The sequence below is a fragment of the Bradyrhizobium manausense genome (assembly GCF_018131105.1).
Lineage (GTDB): Bacteria > Pseudomonadota > Alphaproteobacteria > Rhizobiales > Xanthobacteraceae > Bradyrhizobium > Bradyrhizobium manausense_B.
The window spans coordinates 3,925,976-3,946,240 of sequence record NZ_JAFCJI010000001.1 but is presented as its reverse complement, the minus strand read 5'-3'; the positions used below and the strand labels follow the sequence as shown (position 1 = coordinate 3,946,240).

The following is a 20,265-nucleotide window of genomic DNA, read 5'->3' as shown; positions in this document are numbered from 1 at the left end:
GTATCCGGAGCGGGGTGGCCCGCGGGCGGAGCTGAACGATGACCCTCGTCAGCGGCTGGGGGCGCTTCCCGGTCGTCGATAGCGAAGTGCTGCGTCCCAGGTCGTTCGAGGCCGTGGGCGAGGCCGTCGTCGCCGGCTCGGTGGCGAGGGGCAACGGCCGCGCCTATGGCGATGCCGCGATCGGCGCTGCCAGAACCATCGGCATGACCGGGTTCGACCGTATCAGCTCGTTCGATCCGGCGACCGGCCGCATTCGCCTCGAAGCCGGCGTGCTGCTGGCCGACCTCATCGACACCTTTGGCCCGCGCGGCTTCCTGCCCTTCGTGGTGCCGGGCACGCGGTTCGTCACGGTCGGGGGCGCCATCGCGGCCGACGTTCACGGCAAGAACCATCATGGCGAGGGCGGATTCGGCCGCTATGTCGACAGCATTCTGCTGCGAACCGGGCAGGGCGAGACCATCGAAGTTTCGCGCGACCGGAACTCCGATGCCTTCTTCGCGACGGTCGGCGGCATGGGCCTCACCGGCGTGATCCTCGAAGCGACGATGCGTCTGCGTCCCGTCGAGACTGGCTGGATCCGCGAGCGCGTCGTCTCCGCATCCGATCTCGATGCCGCGATGCGCGCGCTCGATGCGGGCGATTCCGCGACCTATTCGGTGGCGTGGATCGATTGCGTGGCGCGCGGGCGCGATCTCGGCCGCTCGCTGATCTATCTCGGCGAGCACGCCCGCATCGATGAACTTGCCGAAGGCGCCGATCGCTTTCCCGTCGGCAGGAATCCAGGGCTCGCCGTGCCTATCGACCTGCCGTCGATGACGCTGAATCGGTACAGCATCCGCGCCTTCAACGAACTCTATTACCGCATGGGCGCAAGGCGCGCCGGCAGCGACCACGTGGTCTCGCTCTATCCGTACTTCTTTCCGCTCGACAGCATTGCCGACTGGAATCGCATCTATGGACGACGCGGCTTCCTCCAGCATCAATGCGTGATCCCGGAACAGCGCGCACGCGGCGTGATCGGCGAGATCCTCGAACGCGTCTCGAAGCGTGGCGATGCCTCCTTCCTCGCGGTGCTGAAGAAGCTTGGCCATGGCGACGGCCTGATGTCGTTTCCGCTGCCCGGCTACACGCTGGCGCTGGATTTCCCTGTCAAGGGCGACATCCTGAATTTCCTCGACGAGATCGATAGCCTGGTCGTTGCCGCCGGCGGCCGGCTTTATCTCGCCAAGGATGCGCGCCAGTCGCGCGCGACCTTCGAGGCCGGTTATGGCGCGCTGTCGCGCTTCAACGCGATCCGCAAATCGCTCGATCCTGCCTGCAACATCCGCTCAAAATTGTCACAACGCCTGTTCGATGAGGTTTAAGCCGTGACGTCACGCAAGACCGTATTGGTGCTCGGCGGCTCCTCCGATATCGGCCGCGCCGCCGCACGTGCTTTCGCCAAGGCGGGTTACAATGTCGGCCTCGCAGGCCGCGACGCCGCCGCGCTGGAGCCTGACGCCGCCGACCTGCGCGCGCGCTACAACATCGAAGCGAGCACGTTGAAGTTCGACGTGCTCGATACTGCGTCGTTCGACGGCTTCGTCGCCGGCCTTCCCTCTTTGCCCGACGTTGTCATCTCGATCGTCGGCCTTTTGGGCGTGCAGCAAGATGCCGAGAGCGATCTCGCCCATGCCACCACGATCATGCGCTCGAATTACGAGGGCCCGTCGCTGATCCTCGGCCTGTTCGCCGAAAAGTTCCTGACCCGCGGCAATGGCACCGTTGTCGGTGTGTCCTCGGTCGCGGGCGATCGCGGCCGTGCCTCGAATTATGTCTACGGCTCGGCGAAGGCGGGCTTCTCCGCGTTCCTCTCAGGCCTGCGCGCCCGTTGCAGCCGTGGCGGCGTGCATGTGGTCACCGTGAAGCCGGGCTTCGTCCGCACCAGGATGACTGAGGGCATGAAGCTGATCGGCCCGCTCACGGTCGACGCACCGGTCGTCGGCGACGCGATCCTCGGCGCCGTCGAGAGGAAGACTGACGTCGTCTATGTCAGCGGCATCTGGCGGCTCGTGATGCTCATCATCAAGACGCTGCCCGAGGCGATCTTCAAGAAGCTGAAGTTCTGAGACCGTCGCGGCGCTGACGGCGGAGAGAGAGCCGCCTCACACGCCCATGCGCTGGAACTGACCCTGCGGGCGGAAGCGCCAGAGATATTGCGGGGCAACTGCTTCCAACGAATCGGCCGCGATGCCGAGCCCTTCGAGCGTGAGCCCGGCGGCCTTCGCTGCATCCGACACGACATTGTCGCGCTGGAGCAGCGTGACCTGGTCCGGCGTCAGCTTGAACGCGCCCGGCGCGAATTGCAGGAAGGCGGCCTTGAAGCGGGCGAGGCCGAACGACAGCGGCACCAGCGCGCGCTTGCGGTCGGTGATCTCCAGGATCGACTCGATGATCTCGCGCATGGTCAGCACCTCGGACCCGCCGAGTTCGTAGGTCGCGCCCGCCTTGGCCTTGCCGTCGACGGCGTCCGCAATCGCGGTGGCGACGTCGCCGACATAGACCGGCTGCATCTTCGTCTCGGCGCCGATCAGCGGCAGCACCGGCGACATCCGCGCCAGCGCCGCGAAACGGTTGGTGAACTGGTCCTCGGGGCCGAACATCACGGAGGGACGGAAGATCGTGGCCGACGGGACCGCCGCGCTCGCAGCCGCTTCGCCGGCCGCCTTGGCCTTGGCATAGCGCGATGGCGAAGCGGCGTCGGCGCCGATCGCCGAGACATGAATGAGGCTGGCGCCGGCGGCGGCCGCCGCCTTGGCGACGGTCTCGGCGCCCTTGGCCTGGACGGCGTCGAACGTCTGCGCGCCGCCCTCGGCGAGGATGCCGACCAGATTGATCACGACATGCGAATCACGCACCGCCGCCTCGACCGAGGCCGGATAGCGCAGATTGGCCTGGATGGTGTGGACCTGGCCGACCTTGCCCGAGGGCTGGAGGTACCCGGCTAGCTCCGGCCGCCGCACCGCGACGCGGACCCGGTAATCCCGCCGGCACAGCGCGCGGACGACATTCCGGCCCAAAAACCCCGATCCGCCGAAAACCGTGACGAGAGTTTCCAGATTCGATGCCATAGGAGCCAATCCTGCAGGAAGAGTGCGTAATATCAGGCTTGTATCGACCCGGTTTGCAATGCGCAATCGGCATCCCGAACCATGAATTGACAACGGCGTCACTGAACCGTAGTAACCGCCTCCGTGCCCCAAACGGCATGCCCAGGTGGTGGAATTGGTAGACGCGCTGGCTTCAGGTGCCAGTGGCTTAACGGCCGTGAAGGTTCGAGTCCTTTCCTGGGCACCATACGATTCTGGATATTAAACAAATCCAGATAGATAAGCCCGATCAGAGTGTTGCGTTGGCCCCGACTGTGTAACAATGGGGTGTAACATTGCTGTTCAGGGTTGTTCGGCCGATGCGCCGCGACGGGTCTCAAAACAAGTGGTTCGCTCAGCGCATCCCCGCTGATGTCCGCCGCAAAGTAATCGGTGTCGAACTCGCAATCCCGCTGGCCGATAGCTTCGTTTTCGTGACGCCCAGCGAGAGCACCCAAGCCATTCGTTTCTCCCTCCGCACGGCCGATCCTAGCGAGGCCAAGACGATTAACGCCATTGCTGCGGCCTATCTGGAGGGCGTCTGGCAAGCTCTCCGCAATGATGCCCCCGCTCATCTTAGTCACCGACAAGCGACGGCCTTGGCGGGCGAACTCTATCGCGTTTGGGCGGACAGCGAGAGCCGCGCCCGGAGTGTCGCCATGGTGCACACGCCCGGAGTTGGCTGGGCGCCAGACACCGACAGCCAGGACGAGCAGGAAGCGCAATGGGCGGCCGTCGTGTCTATGTGGGAGAAGGTCGGTAAGGATGGCGACCTCAAGCACTTGGAGAAGAAGCTTGGCTGCATCGTGGACCGCCTCTTGCTGACCAAGGGCATCCGCCGCGCGGACAGCGAATCGCGCGCCATGTTGCTTGTCGCTTTTTGGATGGCGTTGCGGGACGCCTTCATGAGCCGTCAGCGCAATGCGGGAGGGGATTATGCGCCGGATCCCAAGGCCGCCCGCTTTCCGGACTGGCAGGCGCCTGAAGGTGCGCCGAAGGAAAAGCCAAAGCGGGGCCCCTCCAAGAATTCTCTCACCGGTCTAGTCGAGGACTGGTGGAAGGAAGCCAAGCGAGCGGGCCGAAAGCAGAGCACTTATGAGAGCTATCGCAACTCGATGGGCCGCCTCGTGACATTCCTGAAGCATGACACTGCGAACCGGGTGACGCCGGAGGACATAATTCGCTTCAAGGATTATCGGGTGCAGAGCGGCGTGAGCCCGAAGACCGTGAAGGATAGCGATCTCGCGGGGATGAAAACGGTATTCGGCTGGGCGGTAGTCAATCGCCGGCTGCCCAGCAATCCGGCCGAAGGGATCACGATCAAAGTAGGTAAGCCGCGCAAGCTCCGGTCTAAGGGGTTCTATGACTCCGAGGCCATCGCCATCCTGAAGCACGCCCGCGAGTTTGTGCCCGGCCGGGAGGCCCCGAAGCTGGCGGCGGCCAAGCGGTGGGTGCCGTGGCTTTGCGCCTTCACGGGCGCCCGCGTGGGCGAGATGATTCAGATACGCAAGGAGGACCTCAGGCGCGAAGGCAAGCTTTGGGTGCTGCATGTGACGCCCGAGGCTGGACCGGTGAAGACGGATGAAGCACGTGATGTCGTGCTCCACCGGCAAGTCATCGAGGAAGGCTTCTTGGCTTTCTTTGAAAAGTCGAAGGGCGGCTATCTGTTCATTGACCCCAAGGCCGGTGAGCTAGGGGTGCGCAATGCGGTGAAGACGGTGCGTAATAAGGTCAATGCGTTTGTGCGCGAGGTGGTGAAGGATAAGAACGTTGATCCAAGCCACGGCTGGCGGCATCGTTTCAAGACTGTCGGTATTGATCAGGGCGTCGAGATGCGCGTGCTCGATGCCATTCAGGGCCATGCGCCGCGCAATGTCTCGGAGGGATATGGAGACGTGACCATCAAGGCGAAGTCCAACGCGATCGCAAGGTTTCCGATTATCGACGTCGCATAAGCTGCCACTCGCAGACACGAGTTTCAGCGCTTGCAAGGCCCGCTATGGCCAACAGGCGACATCACCGGCCGCGATACCGCACCCCAATGAGATTCAAATTTTAAAGGAAGATGAAGTGGAGGAGATAGAGCAAGTAGCCAGCGGCGAGAGTGGCCACGGTCACTGAGAGCCAAAACAGGAGTTTGTCATCATACATCGGAGGCCTCACGGCAAAATGCCCGAGTCGTCTATCAATGATCAGGCGGAGTCGCGAACCTCGCTCGACTTTTGACGATTGGAAAGGAGCGTCATAAGCGAAAACCTCGGTGCGATCAAAATCAAGTTTGGCTGGAGATGCGCTCCGGAGGGTCTTAGACTTCAGTCATATTGGTTCATGCGGGGGTTGGCTTAAGATGACCGCATGCGGGGAACGATCATTGTCATGATAGGCTTATTAGTCTTGGCGATTTCTTTCTCAACAACGCATCGATTCGTGGTCCAGCCGACGAAGCCGCTGCCTCCTGTAAATTCACTCGCCGAGTGAGGCGGTCTTTGCTCTGTCAAGTTTGATCCCATTGAGTCGAACTGTGGCGATTGGGCAAGTCTTCAAAGCTTCGAATGCGACGCTTGCTTCAAGATTCGTGATCCAGTTCCGCTGTACTTCCGTTTAAAAAACTGCGTCTTTGATCAAGGCAGTGCACAAGGTAGCTCTCAACGCCTGTTTGTCTAAAATCGGCTACGAGAATGGGTTCTTTTGCCCTTGCTACGTTCCCGCTGAGCGTATTCGGCTCCCCATCCGAGGCCGAGTGTCACGGAGATAAGCGAGCCGAACAGCACGCCGAATTTCGCGGCGTCCAGCAGCCTGTCGTCGGTGAACGCAAGCATGGCAATGAAGATGGACATGGTGAAGCCTATACCGGCTAAAAACCCGATAAGGCAGACGCCGGGCCACGAGACGCCCTCCGCCAACCGGCATCCCCCCACACGCACGGCGAGCCAAGTCGCACCGATCACTCCGATTGGTTTTCCTGCGCAAAGTGCTAATCCGACGCCGAGCGCCACGAACTGCGTTCCACCGGCGAACTCGAGGCTCCTAAGATCGATACCAGCATTCGCTAGCGCGAAGAGCGGCATGACGGCGTAAGCGACCCAGGGATGCAACGCGGTCTCCACACGGATGACCGGCGGAGCTAAGCTCGGACTAAGTGACCGCACCGGTGTGATCACGCCAAGCACGACGCCTGCGAGCGTGGGATGAACCCCGGCCATGAGAAATCCCGCCCAGACGATGAACGCCGGCACGATGTAGGCGTACGCGGAGCTAACGCCGATCCGCTGGAGGCCAAACGCTATGAGAACGCCGAGCGCGGCAACGGCGAAACCGCTGGGGTCAAGTCCGCTGGTGTAGAACAGTGCTATGATGAGAACCGCGATAATGTCGTCGATGATGGCAAGTGCCAGCAAAAAGACCCGGACGTTGCCAGGAATGGACTTTCCGAGAAGCGCCAGCACGCCGACGGCAAACGCGATGTCGGTGGCGGTCGGGATCGCCCAGCCATGGTCGCGCCCCGTAGCGGCGTTGAAGCTCAGATAGATCAGCGCAGGAACGACGACCCCCCCGAAGGCTGCCAGCACCGGCAGAATGGCCTGATCGAACCTGCTCAGTGCGCCCTCATGGATTTCACGGCGGATCTCCATGCCGACTACGAGAAAGAAAACCGTCATCAACGCGTCGTTGACCCAGAAATGCAGCGACTTCTCAAACGAAAATGTGCCGAGGCGAAGCGGAATCGGAAAGTTCCAGACATTATGATAGGAATGAGCCAAGGGTGAGTTGGCCCACACCAATGCCGAAGCCGCAGCCACGAGCAGTACTATTCCGCTGACGGCCTCGACATGTAGGAAATGTTCGAATGTAGCGAGAGCCCGCTCAACAAAAGGATGGGTTTTCAGCAGGTCTTTGCTTGGCAAATCCTGGCCGGGACGCTGATCGTTCATGAGCGCACGCACTCCGCGTGGCGGCCCGACCATCGCTTGACCTGTCACTGCCTCGTGCAGCGAGCACCCGTGGCCCTTCTACACAACCGGGTCGAGAACACAACTGCGATGTCTGCAAAGGGTCCACAAGCAGCGGTCATGGCAAAGGACGGCCCCGGTCTGCCGCCGATAGCCGACATGGCAACGAGACTCAATTTGTTCGACAAAGGGCCCAGCAGCGGAAATCAGCGTGGACTGAATGAAAGGGGCCGGCCACTGAGGCGGCCTAATCGAGCCAGATGAGTCCTCCACATCGATTGCACCGATAGACGCAAGTCGTGGTGCCGGTGCGGCTATCTGGCAGCTTCAAATACAGATGTGGAAGTCCATCGCATTTTGGACAATGGGGCCGGTGCTTCAGGCGGCGGTTGGGTCGGCGTTGAGCCGATCATTGCATCGTCTTATTCGCATCGAAAATAAGGGCCGCTTGAAACACTCGCCCGGTTTCTTCGGTGCGGACCTCGACTGCCACGTCGGGTCGGTCGTCCAACTGAGCCAGATCGCGGGCAAGGCCGCCGAGAGTTTTGGTGGCCTCCATCTCAGCTTCTCGCAGAGACTGAAACTCCAAGCCTTCTTCGTCAGGATAGAGCCCCGTATCATCTCGGATATCAAAAAAGAACCGCGTCATAGCACCGCCTCTCAATGAGAGTATCAGCGCCAACCATAGGTTCTGTTGCACGTTCCTAATCAAATCGGGCCCCTGCGGTTTTCAAACTAGGCCACCCCGCTTGGAACAGGCCAGCGGTATGGCACTAACCTCCAGGCAGCTTAGGGTGCCAAGCCTTGGGAGTGGGAAGCTTTAGTAATTGCTCAGACCGCGCAATCACTTCGCACGACCTCGCGATAATCTGGCAAGGGGCTACCGAGAGGTGGCCTCTTTTGATGCACCGCACCCGACATAGGCGCCACCTGCGGTGGTCCTACTTTGTCAGGGACAGGAAAGTGTTCCGTTGTTTGTAGAACTGCCTCAGCGTCGCCTCCATGGCAGCGAGCGTGTCTTCCGCTAGGTCAGTGGGCTGGCGACGGTGGCGAAGCCTTTCGATCAGCGCTAGCTGCCTCGAAATCCGTTGCTCGCCTCGGGCAATTCGATCTTCGGCCAGTTCCATGTATCGGTCTTCATCGAATCTGTTCATTCCAGAGCTTAGGCGGCTTAGGGCGCTGAAATCATTAAACTAGGACATTCGAACCAAATTAGGCCACCGCAATATTCAACTTAGGCCACTGAGGTCGGAAACAGGCGAGCGGAACAGACCGAAACACCAGTACGTATGGAGAACGACGAGCAGGTCCACCGTGGGTCACAAGCGGCTCTCGTCACATTGAGCTGAGGTGGTCCAGTTTGTGTCAGTAAGCCGATATTGGGTTAGCTCAGCATTGGGTTAGCTCAGCGCGTGTTGGCATATTCGGTTGCTGCCGTTTTGCAGGCCGCCATGTTTGCGCAGGCCAAGTCGAGAGGGGCAACCGCAACTGCACCATCATCGGTGACCATCAAGGCGAAGGCGAACGCCATCACAAAATTTCCTAGCGTGGAGGTCGCAGTAGGCAGCGTTAGGGGGCACAATTTTTAAGACCGCAGTTTCGCTTTGTGCCACGGAAGACGCCGATTGACGCGGCCTTTTTGTGAGCATGCTAGTGAGGAGAGACTAACGCGGCCATGCTGAAGGCAAGGACGCACGCGGCGGCCAAAGACCATAGGGCTATAGCGGCTTCCTTGGACATGACGCTCACCGTTCCTGAGGCGGCGGCTAGGAGACTCACTTCGGTAATTGCAATCCCGGAGAAGTAAGCCACTCGCTCATGTTGAGACCGGACTCGGCCTCCTCTGCCCTTCGAAGAGCCGCATCACGCACAGGACCATGCGGCAATAATTCGGCTTCTTCGCGGAGAAGCCTCGCCTGCTCGGCAAGGCGTTCTTCAAGGGATAGGGTTTGCTTCACCCTGCGGCGATGCACCGTCACTTGCCATCTCCCTCGTACTAATTTTTCGGCGATTCTAACTAGGTAACCAAGCGGCAGTTCCATGGCACCTAGTTTAGCTTTTAGTGCCTCTGGATGGGCTCGAACCTAGCGAGCTTGGTGGCCCCCTCCCAAAGTTCAACGGCATGCCCGTCTACAAGCTGCTTGGCTCGTTCCCTTGCTGCCGCCTCGTCCTGGGCCTCAAGCTCAATTCGAAGCGTTATGTGCCCATCGCCATCTAATATATAGGCGCGAAACTCTCGATGATCCGCCTCACAGCATCACAGTTCTGAAGCTGGAACGATGGTAACGCCGACCTACCAATTCGTCACACCTAAAATTGGCTACTGTGCTCGTCAAATAGACGCCTCTGGTCGGAAACCTAGCTTGGAGAGCGCGCTATGGCCGGAGGTCGATGCTAACGACCGGACGCGTTCATCAGATGGTCAAAGCCCCTGCTGATCTAGGAGCACTGCGCTGGGGACTAGAAGCGCCGTTAGGCATTTAGTTTGGCGCGAATGCAGAGATCGCGAAGTAGTGACGTCCAGCGATTGCAGACGAGATCAACTGTCTGAGGTTTAGCGAATTCGGGTTGCGGCCATGCCCTTTGTGCCGTCAGCTTTGCACAGGCATCGACACGCGCGTCAAATTCTTCGCGCTCTTCCCCTTTGACGAAGTTTCTTGCTGTGTCGGCCGGTGCTGTAACAATGGTTAGCATGCCGCAACTGCTGACGACTTGATCTTGCATCGTCGCTGGCTCTGCGTTGCTGGCCCATTTGTCGAGCTTTGCAAGATAAAATTCCCTTATCTGCTTTAGCCGTTCATCCTCTGGTATTTTCTCAACGGAGTTGAATAGGGCGCAGAGCGGGCTCTTAGTCACTGCACCGCAAACAGTCTCGCTCCAAGACGCAGCCAAGGTGGCTCTGTGCGGATAAACCAAAGTGGCCGAGAACACCAAGACGTAAACAATGCGTAAGGTCATTATCTCTTCTCCGGTAGGCGGACATAACGAAATGAGACTCATAGTCCGTAGACCAAAAGTCAACATCTCGGCCCTTTCGCCGGCATGGAAGACGAGACAGGGATCGTTGACGTATTGGCGGCGGCCGTACGGAGGGCCCGCAAGGAGCTGGGACTGTCCCAAGAGGATTTGGCCTTTGAGGCGGGGCTGGATCGCACCTACGTCAGCCAAGTCGAGAGGGGCACCCGCAACTGCACCATCATCGTTTTGGCCCGCCTGGCGAAGGCCCTCAAGACGACCCCTGACCGGCTGTTGGTCCTTCCGAATAAACCCCGGTTTTAGGCCTGAATCTCGTCCGGTGTTAGGCAGGTCACTTTGAGCACCGGACCTCAGGATAGGGCCGAACAGTGAGACCGTTGATTTAGCTCAATGGCCCTTATGTCCTCTTGCCAAGTCTTAGGCATAGATGAGCCTGAGCCCGAGAAACGTCCGACGCCCAAGCCGACGCGCATGGGGGAGGCTCGACGCATCATCGAGGAGTATGTCGATGACCTCAGCGAGATCATCAGGAAGCTGCGTCAGAGGATGAATTGAGACAGCCTTGGTCCGCAGACATGGTTTGGCCCTATGGAGTAGACCAAAGGGTTAGTCTTAGGGCTGTCCTTTGAGCGGCCATGTAGGAGGGGTGGTGGTCACTCACCCAAGCTTGGAGGTGACCCTTCAGGGTTGGTGAAGTGCTGACCCTTAGAGGCCGCGCTTAGGGGTGACCATGGAGGAGGGCGGTGTCACCTTCCCAACTTGAAGGCAACCCTTAGAGGGCCCCTGAGATAGACCTCTAAGTTTTGACCCTCTGAGTTTCCTCCCTCTAGCTTCCTCCTCCATTAGCGGAGGCGTAAGGCCGATTTCCGGTGTAAGATACTGTTATCGCTTACAAAAATCTACAGAAACAATCGCGCAGGAAGATCCCGTCCACATGCTGAAAGCAGCCTGCATCGCGTCGGCCGCAACGTCGGCCTTCGATTCCGCGACCAGCACCGCGTCATGGAGCGGCAGGGCGGTGACCCCTATGCTCGCAAGATGCGTGATGATCCCGATCAGCATGTCGCTCTCGATGCGCATCAATTGAAAGCCGAGCCCAGCACCGAACAAATTAGCGATGGGTGCATGGCGCGCGAGCAGCATCTTGATCGCATCCCGGAGCTTGGTGCCCGAGGGGAAGTGCTGAAGCGTGTCCTCCGGCCAATTCCGCAAAGAACCGTCCGAGAACAACATCGCGTTCATTAGCGTCTTCCAGCCATCTCGCCCGGACGCATCTCCCGCCACGTCATAGATGTCACCTTCCGGCTGCGGCTTGCCCGCCCTTACGTATGCGAGGCGCGGGAAGAGTTGCCTGTAATCGACATCAGCAATTCGCTCGCCATCAATCCGGATGCGCTCAAACCGCTCGGCCCGCTCCATGCCCATCCAGAAGCCGCCAGCGAGGCGGCCCCCTTGCTTCCAGTCGGCGTTATTGAAGATTCGCCGAAGGGAGCGGCGATAGGGGGCGATGACCTGCCCATCCTTGCCTAAAGAGAGGCCGGTGTTCTGACCGGTCACCTCGATATCCGCGCTGCGCAGAAACTCATTGATGCGCCGCATCTGTCCCGCAAGCTGGCGCGTATTCGGAGTCTCCCGGAAGGCAATCGTGGCCGCACGCCCCTCATCATCCTTGCCTTCCTTCAAGGTGATCAGAGCGCGGTCGTCGATTTGCTTAACGCTTCGCCAATCGGGTGGTGCCAGCGGCAGATGCTGAGCGAGCGCTGTGTTTGCTCGAATGAGCGACGGCACGCGCATTCTAGCGGACAGCTTATATCCCCTCCGCTCCTCCTCGATCAGGCCAAGCGATGCAAGGACATCTATCGCGGATAAGAAGTGCTGGCCGTATACCGGGTTGGCGCCGCCATCGCCCCGCCAAAGAAAGCCGTGCGACCGGGGCACCGCGAGCTTGGGGCCGGACTCGATTGCGCTAAGCAGGATCAAATTGCAGGCCAACGCCTCAACGGCGAGGCCGAACTTCTCCTTGTCCGCTTCCTTCCGCGCTCGCTTCCTCGCGCTGATGTCGGTCTCGTGGAGCAGCAGAGCGTCGCGCAAGCATTGCACCGCATGAGCAAGGTCGTTCGTCCTTGCCCGGAGCAGTGGATCGAACCACATTGTGTTGGGTGATTGCGTCATGGGATCGTGAAGCACGTGTTCAAAGTGGCCCGCTCGAACCCTTGATATGCACGCACTGCCTCACTCCGACCAGATAGCTCACGCGAATGATGTGGCTTTGAATTCTCGCGGACATCGATCAGCTCGCCGCGCGGCGGCGCCCATAGCGCTGCCGATGGGCCAGGACGCCCGCGACATGCTTCTCAATGGCCCAGTCGCAGGGCTCCTCCAGCATCCGCCCCATCTCCCGCAGAACCCGCCCGGTGGACTTGGGGAAAGCGTGCATTTCGATCTGCCGTTTCCTGCCTTGATGGTCCTCCACGGCCCACACACGATGCGTGCCGGAGGCCAGACGGTGGACTGCCTTGCAGATTTGCACTGTCCGAAACTCCTTTGCGCGGGGCGCGGTGGCGTCGGCTTTGATCAGGGCGGCGACGGCGAGGACGAGGGAGACGATGCGCTGCGGGAGCACGCCTTCAACGCGGAGCCGCGCTAGTCCGATCTTGGCCCGTTGTGTGGCGGACATGCCTTTGAGGCGCGTCGCAATTTCCACCGGGCCAGCGTCCTCCAGGGTCCTTCCCATGTCCGCAATCGCGGCGGCGATGAACTTATCGTTAGCTGCCCGAAGGCCGACATACGCGGTCGCGGCCGTGATGAATGGCCGCAACTCGGAAGCCTTGAAGCTCGGCCGCCAGTAGGACCCATGACGCTGCCGGTGCTCAACGTGGCGCCTACAGTGGTGAGGGGCGAGGCCTTCGCGGGCCGCCTTCATGGTCTGGCGTCCGCAGCCGGGAATGGCGCACTTGGCTGCTGCCGCGAACGGACCTAATCGGATGCTCTCCTTTAGGGCCGCCCGCCGTTTTGCCCGCTTGCCGCTAAGCTGCAGCATTGGACGCATCTCGGCTTTGCACCCGATATTTCTCATGCATCGAATCTGCCAGTTGGAGCGCGACTCGCAGGAGCATCTCGTAATCCACCAACGTCAGGTCGGTCGATGGCAGTACGGAATCGTCCTGAAGCTGGGGGCCGTATTGCTTCTCCAACTCACGTCTGAAGATGCCTAGCGCGAACTGAATGATATCCTCGCGCCCCTTCGACACATCTCGCGTTTTTTGGCCGCGCTTGCGGATAAGGTTCTTGCCCACCCAGTAGAGTCGGATGCGGCGGCAATCATGGTGAGCATTGTCATAGTGCTTCGTATCCCCCCAGATCGGCGTGTTGGCAATCATGCGATGCAGGTTGATGTTCTGCCGCTTGTTGGAGCCTGCGAAGGCAGCGTAAAACCACTCGCCCATATTCGAGCGATCCAGGACGATGCGTCCGCCCGACAACTCCAGCAACAGCAACACAACAAAATACCAAGGGTCGAAATGACGAGGGTTCTCTGCCTTCGAATCCTCGATAAGCACTGATACTGTCGGCGAGTCGATGCCATCTACGCCGTGGGCATACGTTGCCTCAAGAAGGGTGCTCGACGGAAAGCGAACGGTGAGCAAGGGAGCGACATCGGGCAACGTTTCTCGGTTCCCTTGCACAAATGCCTCCTCTTGATCGAGATAGGTCAGGCAAACGCTAAGAGCTTCCGCAATTCGGTCGTCGTGCTTGTCCGGTGCTACGTGTTGGTTGGTCATTTCCTCATTCCATAAGCGATGATGCGGCGTTCCTCTCATTGAGGATACGCCCCGCTTTATGTGGGAACTCGCGGCTTAATTTGCGAGAAATCGCGATGAAAAAATTTCAAATCGAGCACCAAAAATATTCGAGAGGCAGACTCGTTTTCGTTCGCGACTATCGCTTCCTTGCGAGCCGTGCTTCGATCAGCGTGACCTGTGGTGCGGACCACTTAGCTCCACCCCTTGCTGTGGGGATGCTGTGCTCGGTCAGTGCTCGTGCGATCTCGGTGGGTGACGTGATGCCCTTCGCTCGGAGCTTCATCAGCAATGGCGCGATGTCCGCTGCTCGTCTGTCAGCAAGCCGGGATTGCTCCTCTCTCCCTCTCGCCTGTGCGTCACTGGACAGGCTCCCCCCTCGGTGTCCCCCAAGCCGTTGCCCCCGTGTCTTCGCCGCCGCTAGGGCTGCCTTCGTGCGTGCAGAGATCAGCCCTGCCTCCAGCTCCGCCACTGCGGCCATCTGTTGAAGCATGAAGCGCCCCGTGGGCCCCTCAATAGTCGGGAGGTCAGCGAAGTGCACGTCGACCCCTGCTTCCAGCAGCCGCTCCAAGAAGCCCACCGAGCGTGTCAGGCGGTCAACCTTTGCGACGACAAGGGTTGCCCGGTGTAGTCGTGCTGAGGTGAGCGCCTCGTCTAGGGCCGGCCTATTGTTGCGCTTGCCGCTCTCCACCTCGGTGAACTCAGCTATGATGTTGGCGGGCCCATTGCCTACTGCCTTGGCAACAGCGGCTCTCTGTGCATCGAGGCCCAAGCCGGAGCGGCCCTGCTTCGGGGTCGATACGCGATAATAGGCGACGAACTTGCGCTTCACGGCTGTTTCCCTCTCGATGGTGGCCCGCGAAAAACTTAGTCAACGAGCTTTGTCACCATATTTCTCGGCAGAATCGCCCGGCAAGAGGGGCCGCCTGAGTCAAAACGACTCACGCAACGGGCGGCGATAGCGCGCGCATTTTGAGCGGGGAACGTGCCAACGGCCTCACGGGGCGCAGAGACGTCGAACTTCGGGACGCGGCGCTGAACGATGTGTCAGAAATTGATGATGGGCATGGGGGGAAAGCTCGCAGCCGACGCCACGAGGTGACCTCTTAGATTTTCGACTCTCGCGCAGTTTTCGGCCGGGCTCGGGCAACTACAACTTACTCGCCAGCGCACAACTCGCGAACTATCCGAATACGCCATTCGTGTCCGGAGTCGTGGGTAGTTTCTTTCTCACCTCATCAAGGATGTCCTTGACGAATTGGGGAACGTGGCCGCTCTGCACGAGAGCTTCAGCAACGAACCTTGCCACCAAGGGCTTGTTGCGATCGCCGGAGATACTCAGCTCAACCCGTGCCTGCGCTTCCAGTTCATCATAGAGGCCCGGCTGTATGATCTCCACATGCGCACGACACTGTGTTTCCCAGTTGCCTTGGAGGATAGCGTGATCTTCCTTCACGCAGGCAGCTGGTTCATCCTCTTCTTTTCCCCCCAAGCAATCGGCTCAAGGTGCGGTTAGCCGCCTTCTCCGATGGCTTGCCACCGTCGTTGTCGAACATCGTGTAGGTCTTCAAACCGTGCAGGTCGTAGAGCTGGAATAAGGTGTCGATGGCAGACTTGCCGCCCGCCGATACGATAGAGACACCATGCTCGTCAAAGTCCAAGTCTTGTGCTCTGGCGAAGATCGGTATCGCTTCGCGCTCCGATGGACCTTCGACTATGATGACGAGATGTGCGAAGAACGCCTCCGTCATTTCGGCCGTCCTTACATTTCTGACGAAAGCGCGAACAGACTCGACGGTCATCTCCCGTTCGTGATGCAGATGTTTTCGGGCAATGAGAAAATCCTCGCTCGAAGCCGTTTCCACCTGGGTGCAGACATCTTCGTCCTCATCCTCGCAGCGCTCCACCCTCACGATGCGGTCGCTTCGAGCCACGTCTAAAAAGTGAGCGCTATGGGTTGAGATGAAGAGCTGATTGCCAGCAGCCGCTAGCGTCTCGAATTGCCTCATAAGACTGCGCTGTGCGTGGGGATGTAGGTATAGCTCGGGCTCCTCAATGCCGAGCACGGCATCACCTCTGAACGACTTCGCGAATGCTTGGAAGAGCGCGAGCACGAGCACGTTGCGCACGCCTGATCCGACCTCTGAAGGATTTCTAGCCACACCGCGTTCGACAAGCGTGGGATAGAGGCTTCGGTAGAGATTGGTTTCCTCTAGAGTGCGAAATTCGAACGACACGTCGTACCGAGCGGTTTTCAGCTGGGCAGCAAAAGCGTCCTTTAGCTCCTTCTCGAAAGCCTTGTACTGATCAGTCTGCAGGAGAACGTGGGCCGTGTTCAGGGCTTCACGAAGCTTAACCAACTGATCGCCACTATCCTTGAGCGTCTGATGAAGGTGGCGGAGAGCCTGTCCGAAGATCGACCAGCGCGAAGTTGAGAACTGCCTTTCGTAGTTCCGGCCAGCGTCAACGTAGGCGAAAGCAAGCTCTTCTCTTTGAGCATTGGTGAAAGGCCGGACGGGCCTGCCCCGATTGTCGGTCGCATTCAACGCGTATTGCGGTTTGGACGTGTCGAATTCGATCTGTGAAATTGAGGGATGGTCTAGGCAGAGCCGGATGTAGATGCTGTTATCGCGGTTGCGCCCGTAAAACTCGGAGTCGTCGAGATTCGCGGGCATCGGCCAGCGCTCACCGAGGATGAAGTTGATCGCTGACAGGATGTTGGTTTTGCCTGCATTGTTCGCCCCCACGAGGATGCAAATGTCTTCCGGACAAAATCGATACATTTGATCGATCGCCAGTTTGCGATTTCGACCCGTGTAATCCTCACGACGAATCCCCCCAGAGATGCTAGGTCGATGGCCCATACAAAAATGTGGTGCCGAGCTGCCGGCGCTGGTTGTCTTGATGTCAGCAACTTGCGGGCAGCTAGCGCCTCATCTGATTCAGAAATTGAGCAATCTGGTTCAGCTGTTGCCCCATCCCGCTCAGCTTCGACTGAAGGTCGGCAAGCGTCTTCTCCTGCTGCTTCACCAGTGAACCAACACTGTAATAATCAGTGACCCCAATGGGGGTTTGGCACGATGCACATTGAATAGCGTACATTTTGTATTGCGCCCCCGAAGGGCTCATCTCTTGGATTTTGAATGATGCGCCTTCGCACTTGCCGCATTTGGTCGAGCCGAACATGAGAATCTCCGGTTGAACGAATCGGGTCCTGGCAACCTATGCGACTCATGATCCGGAACTGTCTGGGGCGAAACAGAAAACCGCGTCTAGCCACAGAAACCGCGACGGCAATTCAAGTCCGCAAGCAGCGGCCTATCTGGACGGACTAAACAAGACTGTGTAACAAAGCCGAATGAAGCTTGAAAAATGCTAGGAATCTCAATAGGGTGAGGCGGAGGCCAGCCAATCCTTTCCTGGGCACCATTTTAGGTTGGTGCGAGCGTTATTCGGCGGGCGCTCCCCTCGAAGAAAATCTAGTCTTCCGGCCCCTGCTGGATTTCCACGGTAGCGGGAATGCTCATGTGCGGCCGCTCTCGCCCACCAAACTCGCTTCTAGTCGGTCAAAAACATCGGAACTTGGCTTTGTCCGCCCCGACTCGGCGTCATTGAGCCCACGGGCGATCGCAGCGTCCAACGCTGCCAGCTGTGCTTCGCGGACCTGATTGGGGGGCAGGCTCTCCCGCATCAACAAGCTCCTTGATCGTAGGCTGATCGTTCCTGCGCAGACGGAGCATTCAAACGCGCATGATCTTGTTCCAGTCGACCTTCAGCCCTGCTGCGTCTAACTCACGCGCCAATTCTTGTCGCCAAGCACCGGCGGAATCCATTTGAATGTAGCCCACTCCGTTGAGGTCGGATGGTTTTTCAATCGGCCCTTTTAGAAGAGCTGTGACCTTCTCAGGCCCTAGAGCACCCACGAAAAAACCAAACTCGAAAACGACATTCTGCCTAGCCCGAGGCTCCGAATCATGTCCGGTTTTGCCGCCAACATCGTCGGGCGTGAGCAGGACAATCGCAAAGCCTACCCCATCCGCCTCCTCCCGGAACTTCGTGATGATCGTCCGCCCCTTATTTGGACGCTCCCGGAGTACGATCGGCTCACATCGGATCCGCCGAAGGAAATCCGTTACAGCGTAAAGAGCCGCTTCGTCGTGGCCATGCACGACAAACACGCCTCGTCCCAGCCGCGCTCTTTTCGCGACCGGCTTGGCGCTTCGACGCGTTTCGATCGTCGGAGGATCGCACTTGGCTGCCGCAAGCAATTGTTCAGCGAGAGCCGCGAGTTCCTGAGCCGATGGTTGCGTATGGGATTGTGAATTGGTGAAGGCCTCAGAAAGAAGACCATCCTCTGTTAGGCCGGTCGGCATAACGAAGCTTGCCAAGGGCTCGTTCACCTGCACTTGGGCGCCTTCAGGATGAAAAACTTCCTCCAACAGTCCGCTGTCGACTGCCTCCACCTCCATGATCGCTTTGTCGGTCTCAATCTCCAGCAAGATATCGCCAGGGTGGATGAAGTCTCCCTTCTTCTTAAGCCATTTGGCAACCGTACCGCTCGTCATCAGAGGGCTTAGCGCGGGCATAAGCACTTGAATTCGCTGAAGTGCCGAATCTCTCTTGGACAAAGCAAGATTCCTAGATTCTAAGTCGAGGTTTGCCCTCTAAAGGGAGTCTCCGAGAGCAACCAATTGCAAAAGCAAAGACGGACGTTTCCACTGCGAGCGGATGCCCAAACGGCGGGTAGAAAAGTAGCCCGGGTTCAGCCTGAGGTACAAGCCATCAATAGTTAGCCATTGGGATCGCTAAAGTGCCTGCAGACCGGCCTTGGAGATGATGACGCCATCCGTTGCTGGTTGGCGTGCCTGATCGCCGTCCATCCAGATTGGTCTGCCCCTCAAACTACCCTCCGCCCCGCCCGTTCCGCCACCGATTTCTGCACAAAATACATCGCCACCAGCGCGACGGCTGCGGACGCGCAGACGACGTAGCCGATCCGGTCGAAATGCAGCAGCGTTCCGTCGGGGGCCTGCGCGATGATGGCGCCGGCGAGCATCGAGCCGAGGCCACCGGAGAGCTGCTGCAGCGAGGCGCTGATCGCGCTGAAGGAGCCGCGCTGGCTCTGGTCGGGGATCGCCGACATCAGCGCCTGCGACGGGATCATGCGCGAGAAGATGCCGACGAACATCACGACGTTGACGATGATCACGGTCGGCAGCGAGACGTGGCCGAGATGGGTGTAGATCAGCACCATGATGACCGACACCACGCTGCCGAACACGAAGGTCGGATATTTGCCGAATGCGTCGCTGGCGCGGCCGACCAGCGGGCCGGTGATGATGCTGAACAGGCCGGAGACCAGATAGATCGTCGGCAGATGCACGAGGTCGATGCCGACATTGTTGACGGTGAAGGCGCTGGAGAACGGCATCAGCATGTAGCCGCCCGTCGCCAGCAATGTCGTGACGCCGAAGGCCAGCGTGTAGCGCGGCTCGCTGACGGTCGCGACCAGATGACGGAACGGATTCCTGTCCTGCTTCAGCTTCAGATGTGCATCGACCGGCTCCATGGCGAAGGCGATGATGCCGATCGCCAGGATCGACAGGCCGACGATCGCAATGAAGCAGACATGCCAGTTCCAGTGATTGGCGAGAAAAAGCCCCGCGGGAATGCCGAGCACCTGGCTCGCGGCAAACGCGGTCTGGACGAAGCCCATCACGCGGCCGCGCAAATGCAGCGGGAACAGATCGGTGATGATGGCGAGCACGATCGAGCCGATCACGCCGCCGAACAATCCGGTCACGATGCGGCCGAGCAGCAGCACCTGGTAGTCTTGCGCGAATGCGCACAGCGCGGTGCCGAGCGTGAAGCCGACATAGAAGAACAGCAACAGCCGCTTGCGATCGAACCGGTCGGCGAACCCGGCGGCGAGGATGCCCGAGAATCCGGCGCTGAACGCGTAGGCCGACACCGCGACGCCGAACTGCCCGGCCGTGATGTTGAGCGAGGGCATCAGGATGGCGCCGAGCGGCGACATGATGATGAAGTCGAGAATGATCGTGAACTGCGCGAACGCGAGCAGCGCCACGAGAAGTGACTGGTAGCGCGTAAAGCCGCGCTTGCGTTCCTGCGGATCGTCGATCGGCGCGGCGAGCGTCTGGTCTGTCATGGTACCTGGGGCGTGGTGAGAAGTTGGCCTCAGATAGGGTGGACCGGGCCGATTTCCACCAGCGCGGGTGCCGGGATCCGCTGGTATATCCAGCGCGCGCCGGATTGTGGGATCCCTGCAACAGCCCTGCCGGCTCGCCTCCCGCCGGGTTAAGCCGCCCTTAGCCAATGCCGCCTAGGCTCGCGGCCGTCCTTTTCCCGCGAAACGGCCTGCCTTTGGGCCAGCCTTGTCGCGGTCAGTCA

At 59.6% G+C, this 20,265-nt stretch carries 20 protein-coding genes and 1 tRNA gene; 5 read left to right on the top strand and 16 right to left on the bottom strand.

Annotation, left to right across the window (positions count from 1 at the left end; all coding sequences use genetic code 11):
• Positions 1-38 precede the first annotated feature (38 nt).
• Positions 39-1,364 carry an FAD-binding protein gene (locus JQ631_RS18800; protein ID WP_212328155.1) on the top strand — a complete coding sequence of 442 codons (1,326 nt, stop codon included), beginning with the start codon at positions 39-41 and terminating at the stop codon, positions 1,362-1,364.
• 3 nt (positions 1,365-1,367) lie between these two features.
• The gene (locus JQ631_RS18795; protein ID WP_212328154.1) at positions 1,368-2,108 is read left to right on the top strand and encodes an SDR family oxidoreductase; all 741 of its coding nucleotides are present in this window, start codon (positions 1,368-1,370) and stop codon (positions 2,106-2,108) included.
• Between the two features lie 36 nt (positions 2,109-2,144).
• Here JQ631_RS18795 and JQ631_RS18790 read toward each other — a convergent pair whose 3' ends face one another.
• Entirely contained in the window at positions 2,145-3,110 is a 966-nt protein-coding gene (locus JQ631_RS18790) for a complex I NDUFA9 subunit family protein (RefSeq protein ID WP_212328153.1), read from the bottom strand.
• 139 nt (positions 3,111-3,249) lie between these two features.
• Between JQ631_RS18790 and JQ631_RS18785 the strand changes: the two genes are divergently transcribed.
• Together JQ631_RS18785 and JQ631_RS18780 are read left to right on the top strand one after the other, a co-directional pair.
• Positions 3,250-3,336: transfer RNA gene (locus tag JQ631_RS18785), tRNA-Leu, on the top strand.
• A gap of 88 nt (positions 3,337-3,424) precedes the next feature.
• Complete coding sequence (locus tag JQ631_RS18780) at positions 3,425-5,083, top strand: site-specific integrase (protein ID WP_249160338.1); 1,659 nt, start codon at positions 3,425-3,427, stop codon at positions 5,081-5,083.
• Positions 5,084-5,788: 705 nt separating this feature from the next.
• Here JQ631_RS18780 and nhaA read toward each other — a convergent pair.
• From nhaA to JQ631_RS18760, 5 genes are all read right to left on the bottom strand, one after another.
• The gene (gene nhaA / locus JQ631_RS18775) at positions 5,789-7,060 is read right to left on the bottom strand and encodes a Na+/H+ antiporter NhaA (RefSeq protein ID WP_212328152.1); all 1,272 of its coding nucleotides are present in this window, start codon (positions 7,058-7,060) and stop codon (positions 5,789-5,791) included.
• Between the two features lie 427 nt (positions 7,061-7,487).
• The gene (locus JQ631_RS18770) at positions 7,488-7,727 is read right to left on the bottom strand and encodes a DUF6894 family protein (protein WP_212328151.1); all 240 of its coding nucleotides are present in this window, start codon (positions 7,725-7,727) and stop codon (positions 7,488-7,490) included.
• Positions 7,728-8,483: 756 nt separating this feature from the next.
• Positions 8,484-8,609: a hypothetical protein gene (locus tag JQ631_RS32500; protein ID WP_283841780.1), complete on the bottom strand. Its 126-nt coding sequence runs from the start codon at positions 8,607-8,609 to the stop codon at positions 8,484-8,486.
• A 244-nt stretch (positions 8,610-8,853) separates the two neighbouring features.
• The gene (locus tag JQ631_RS18765) at positions 8,854-9,057 is read right to left on the bottom strand and encodes a hypothetical protein (protein WP_349644990.1); all 204 of its coding nucleotides are present in this window, start codon (positions 9,055-9,057) and stop codon (positions 8,854-8,856) included.
• 493 nt (positions 9,058-9,550) lie between these two features.
• A complete protein-coding gene (locus JQ631_RS18760; protein ID WP_212328150.1) occupies positions 9,551-10,036 on the bottom strand; it encodes a hypothetical protein in 486 nt (161 codons plus the stop codon).
• An 84-nt stretch (positions 10,037-10,120) separates the two neighbouring features.
• Here JQ631_RS18760 and JQ631_RS18755 point away from each other — a divergent pair, with 84 nt between their 5' ends.
• The gene (locus tag JQ631_RS18755; RefSeq protein ID WP_212328149.1) at positions 10,121-10,357 is read left to right on the top strand and encodes a helix-turn-helix domain-containing protein; all 237 of its coding nucleotides are present in this window, start codon (positions 10,121-10,123) and stop codon (positions 10,355-10,357) included.
• A 579-nt stretch (positions 10,358-10,936) separates the two neighbouring features.
• On the opposite strand, the gene JQ631_RS18750 is transcribed toward JQ631_RS18755, so the two are convergent.
• From JQ631_RS18750 to JQ631_RS18710, 10 genes are all read right to left on the bottom strand, one after another.
• Positions 10,937-12,154 carry a hypothetical protein gene (locus tag JQ631_RS18750; protein WP_349645005.1) on the bottom strand — a complete coding sequence of 406 codons (1,218 nt, stop codon included), beginning with the start codon at positions 12,152-12,154 and terminating at the stop codon, positions 10,937-10,939.
• Between the two features lie 190 nt (positions 12,155-12,344).
• A complete protein-coding gene (locus tag JQ631_RS18745) occupies positions 12,345-13,094 on the bottom strand; it encodes a hypothetical protein (RefSeq protein WP_212328148.1) in 750 nt (249 codons plus the stop codon).
• On the bottom strand, positions 13,081-13,836 hold the full coding sequence (locus JQ631_RS18740) for a hypothetical protein (protein ID WP_212328147.1): 756 nt from the start codon (positions 13,834-13,836) through the stop codon (positions 13,081-13,083). The genes JQ631_RS18745 and JQ631_RS18740 overlap by 14 nt, the downstream gene beginning before the upstream one ends.
• A gap of 157 nt (positions 13,837-13,993) precedes the next feature.
• Positions 13,994-14,686 carry a recombinase family protein gene (locus JQ631_RS18735; RefSeq protein ID WP_212328146.1) on the bottom strand — a complete coding sequence of 231 codons (693 nt, stop codon included), beginning with the start codon at positions 14,684-14,686 and terminating at the stop codon, positions 13,994-13,996.
• Between the two features lie 351 nt (positions 14,687-15,037).
• Positions 15,038-15,310, bottom strand: a complete 273-nt coding sequence (locus JQ631_RS18730) for a hypothetical protein (protein WP_212328145.1) — start codon at positions 15,308-15,310, stop codon at positions 15,038-15,040.
• A 13-nt stretch (positions 15,311-15,323) separates the two neighbouring features.
• Positions 15,324-16,637: an ATP-dependent nuclease gene (locus tag JQ631_RS18725; protein ID WP_212328144.1), complete on the bottom strand. Its 1,314-nt coding sequence runs from the start codon at positions 16,635-16,637 to the stop codon at positions 15,324-15,326.
• A 142-nt stretch (positions 16,638-16,779) separates the two neighbouring features.
• Entirely contained in the window at positions 16,780-17,040 is a 261-nt protein-coding gene (locus tag JQ631_RS18720) for a hypothetical protein (RefSeq protein WP_212328143.1), read from the bottom strand.
• 337 nt (positions 17,041-17,377) lie between these two features.
• Entirely contained in the window at positions 17,378-17,572 is a 195-nt protein-coding gene (locus JQ631_RS32340) for a type II toxin-antitoxin system ParD family antitoxin (RefSeq protein ID WP_349645004.1), read from the bottom strand.
• Between the two features lie 22 nt (positions 17,573-17,594).
• Entirely contained in the window at positions 17,595-18,440 is an 846-nt protein-coding gene (locus tag JQ631_RS18715; RefSeq protein ID WP_349645003.1) for a TIR domain-containing protein, read from the bottom strand.
• Between the two features lie 311 nt (positions 18,441-18,751).
• Entirely contained in the window at positions 18,752-20,023 is a 1,272-nt protein-coding gene (locus JQ631_RS18710) for an MFS transporter (protein WP_212328141.1), read from the bottom strand.
• Positions 20,024-20,265: the final 242 nt, after the last annotated feature.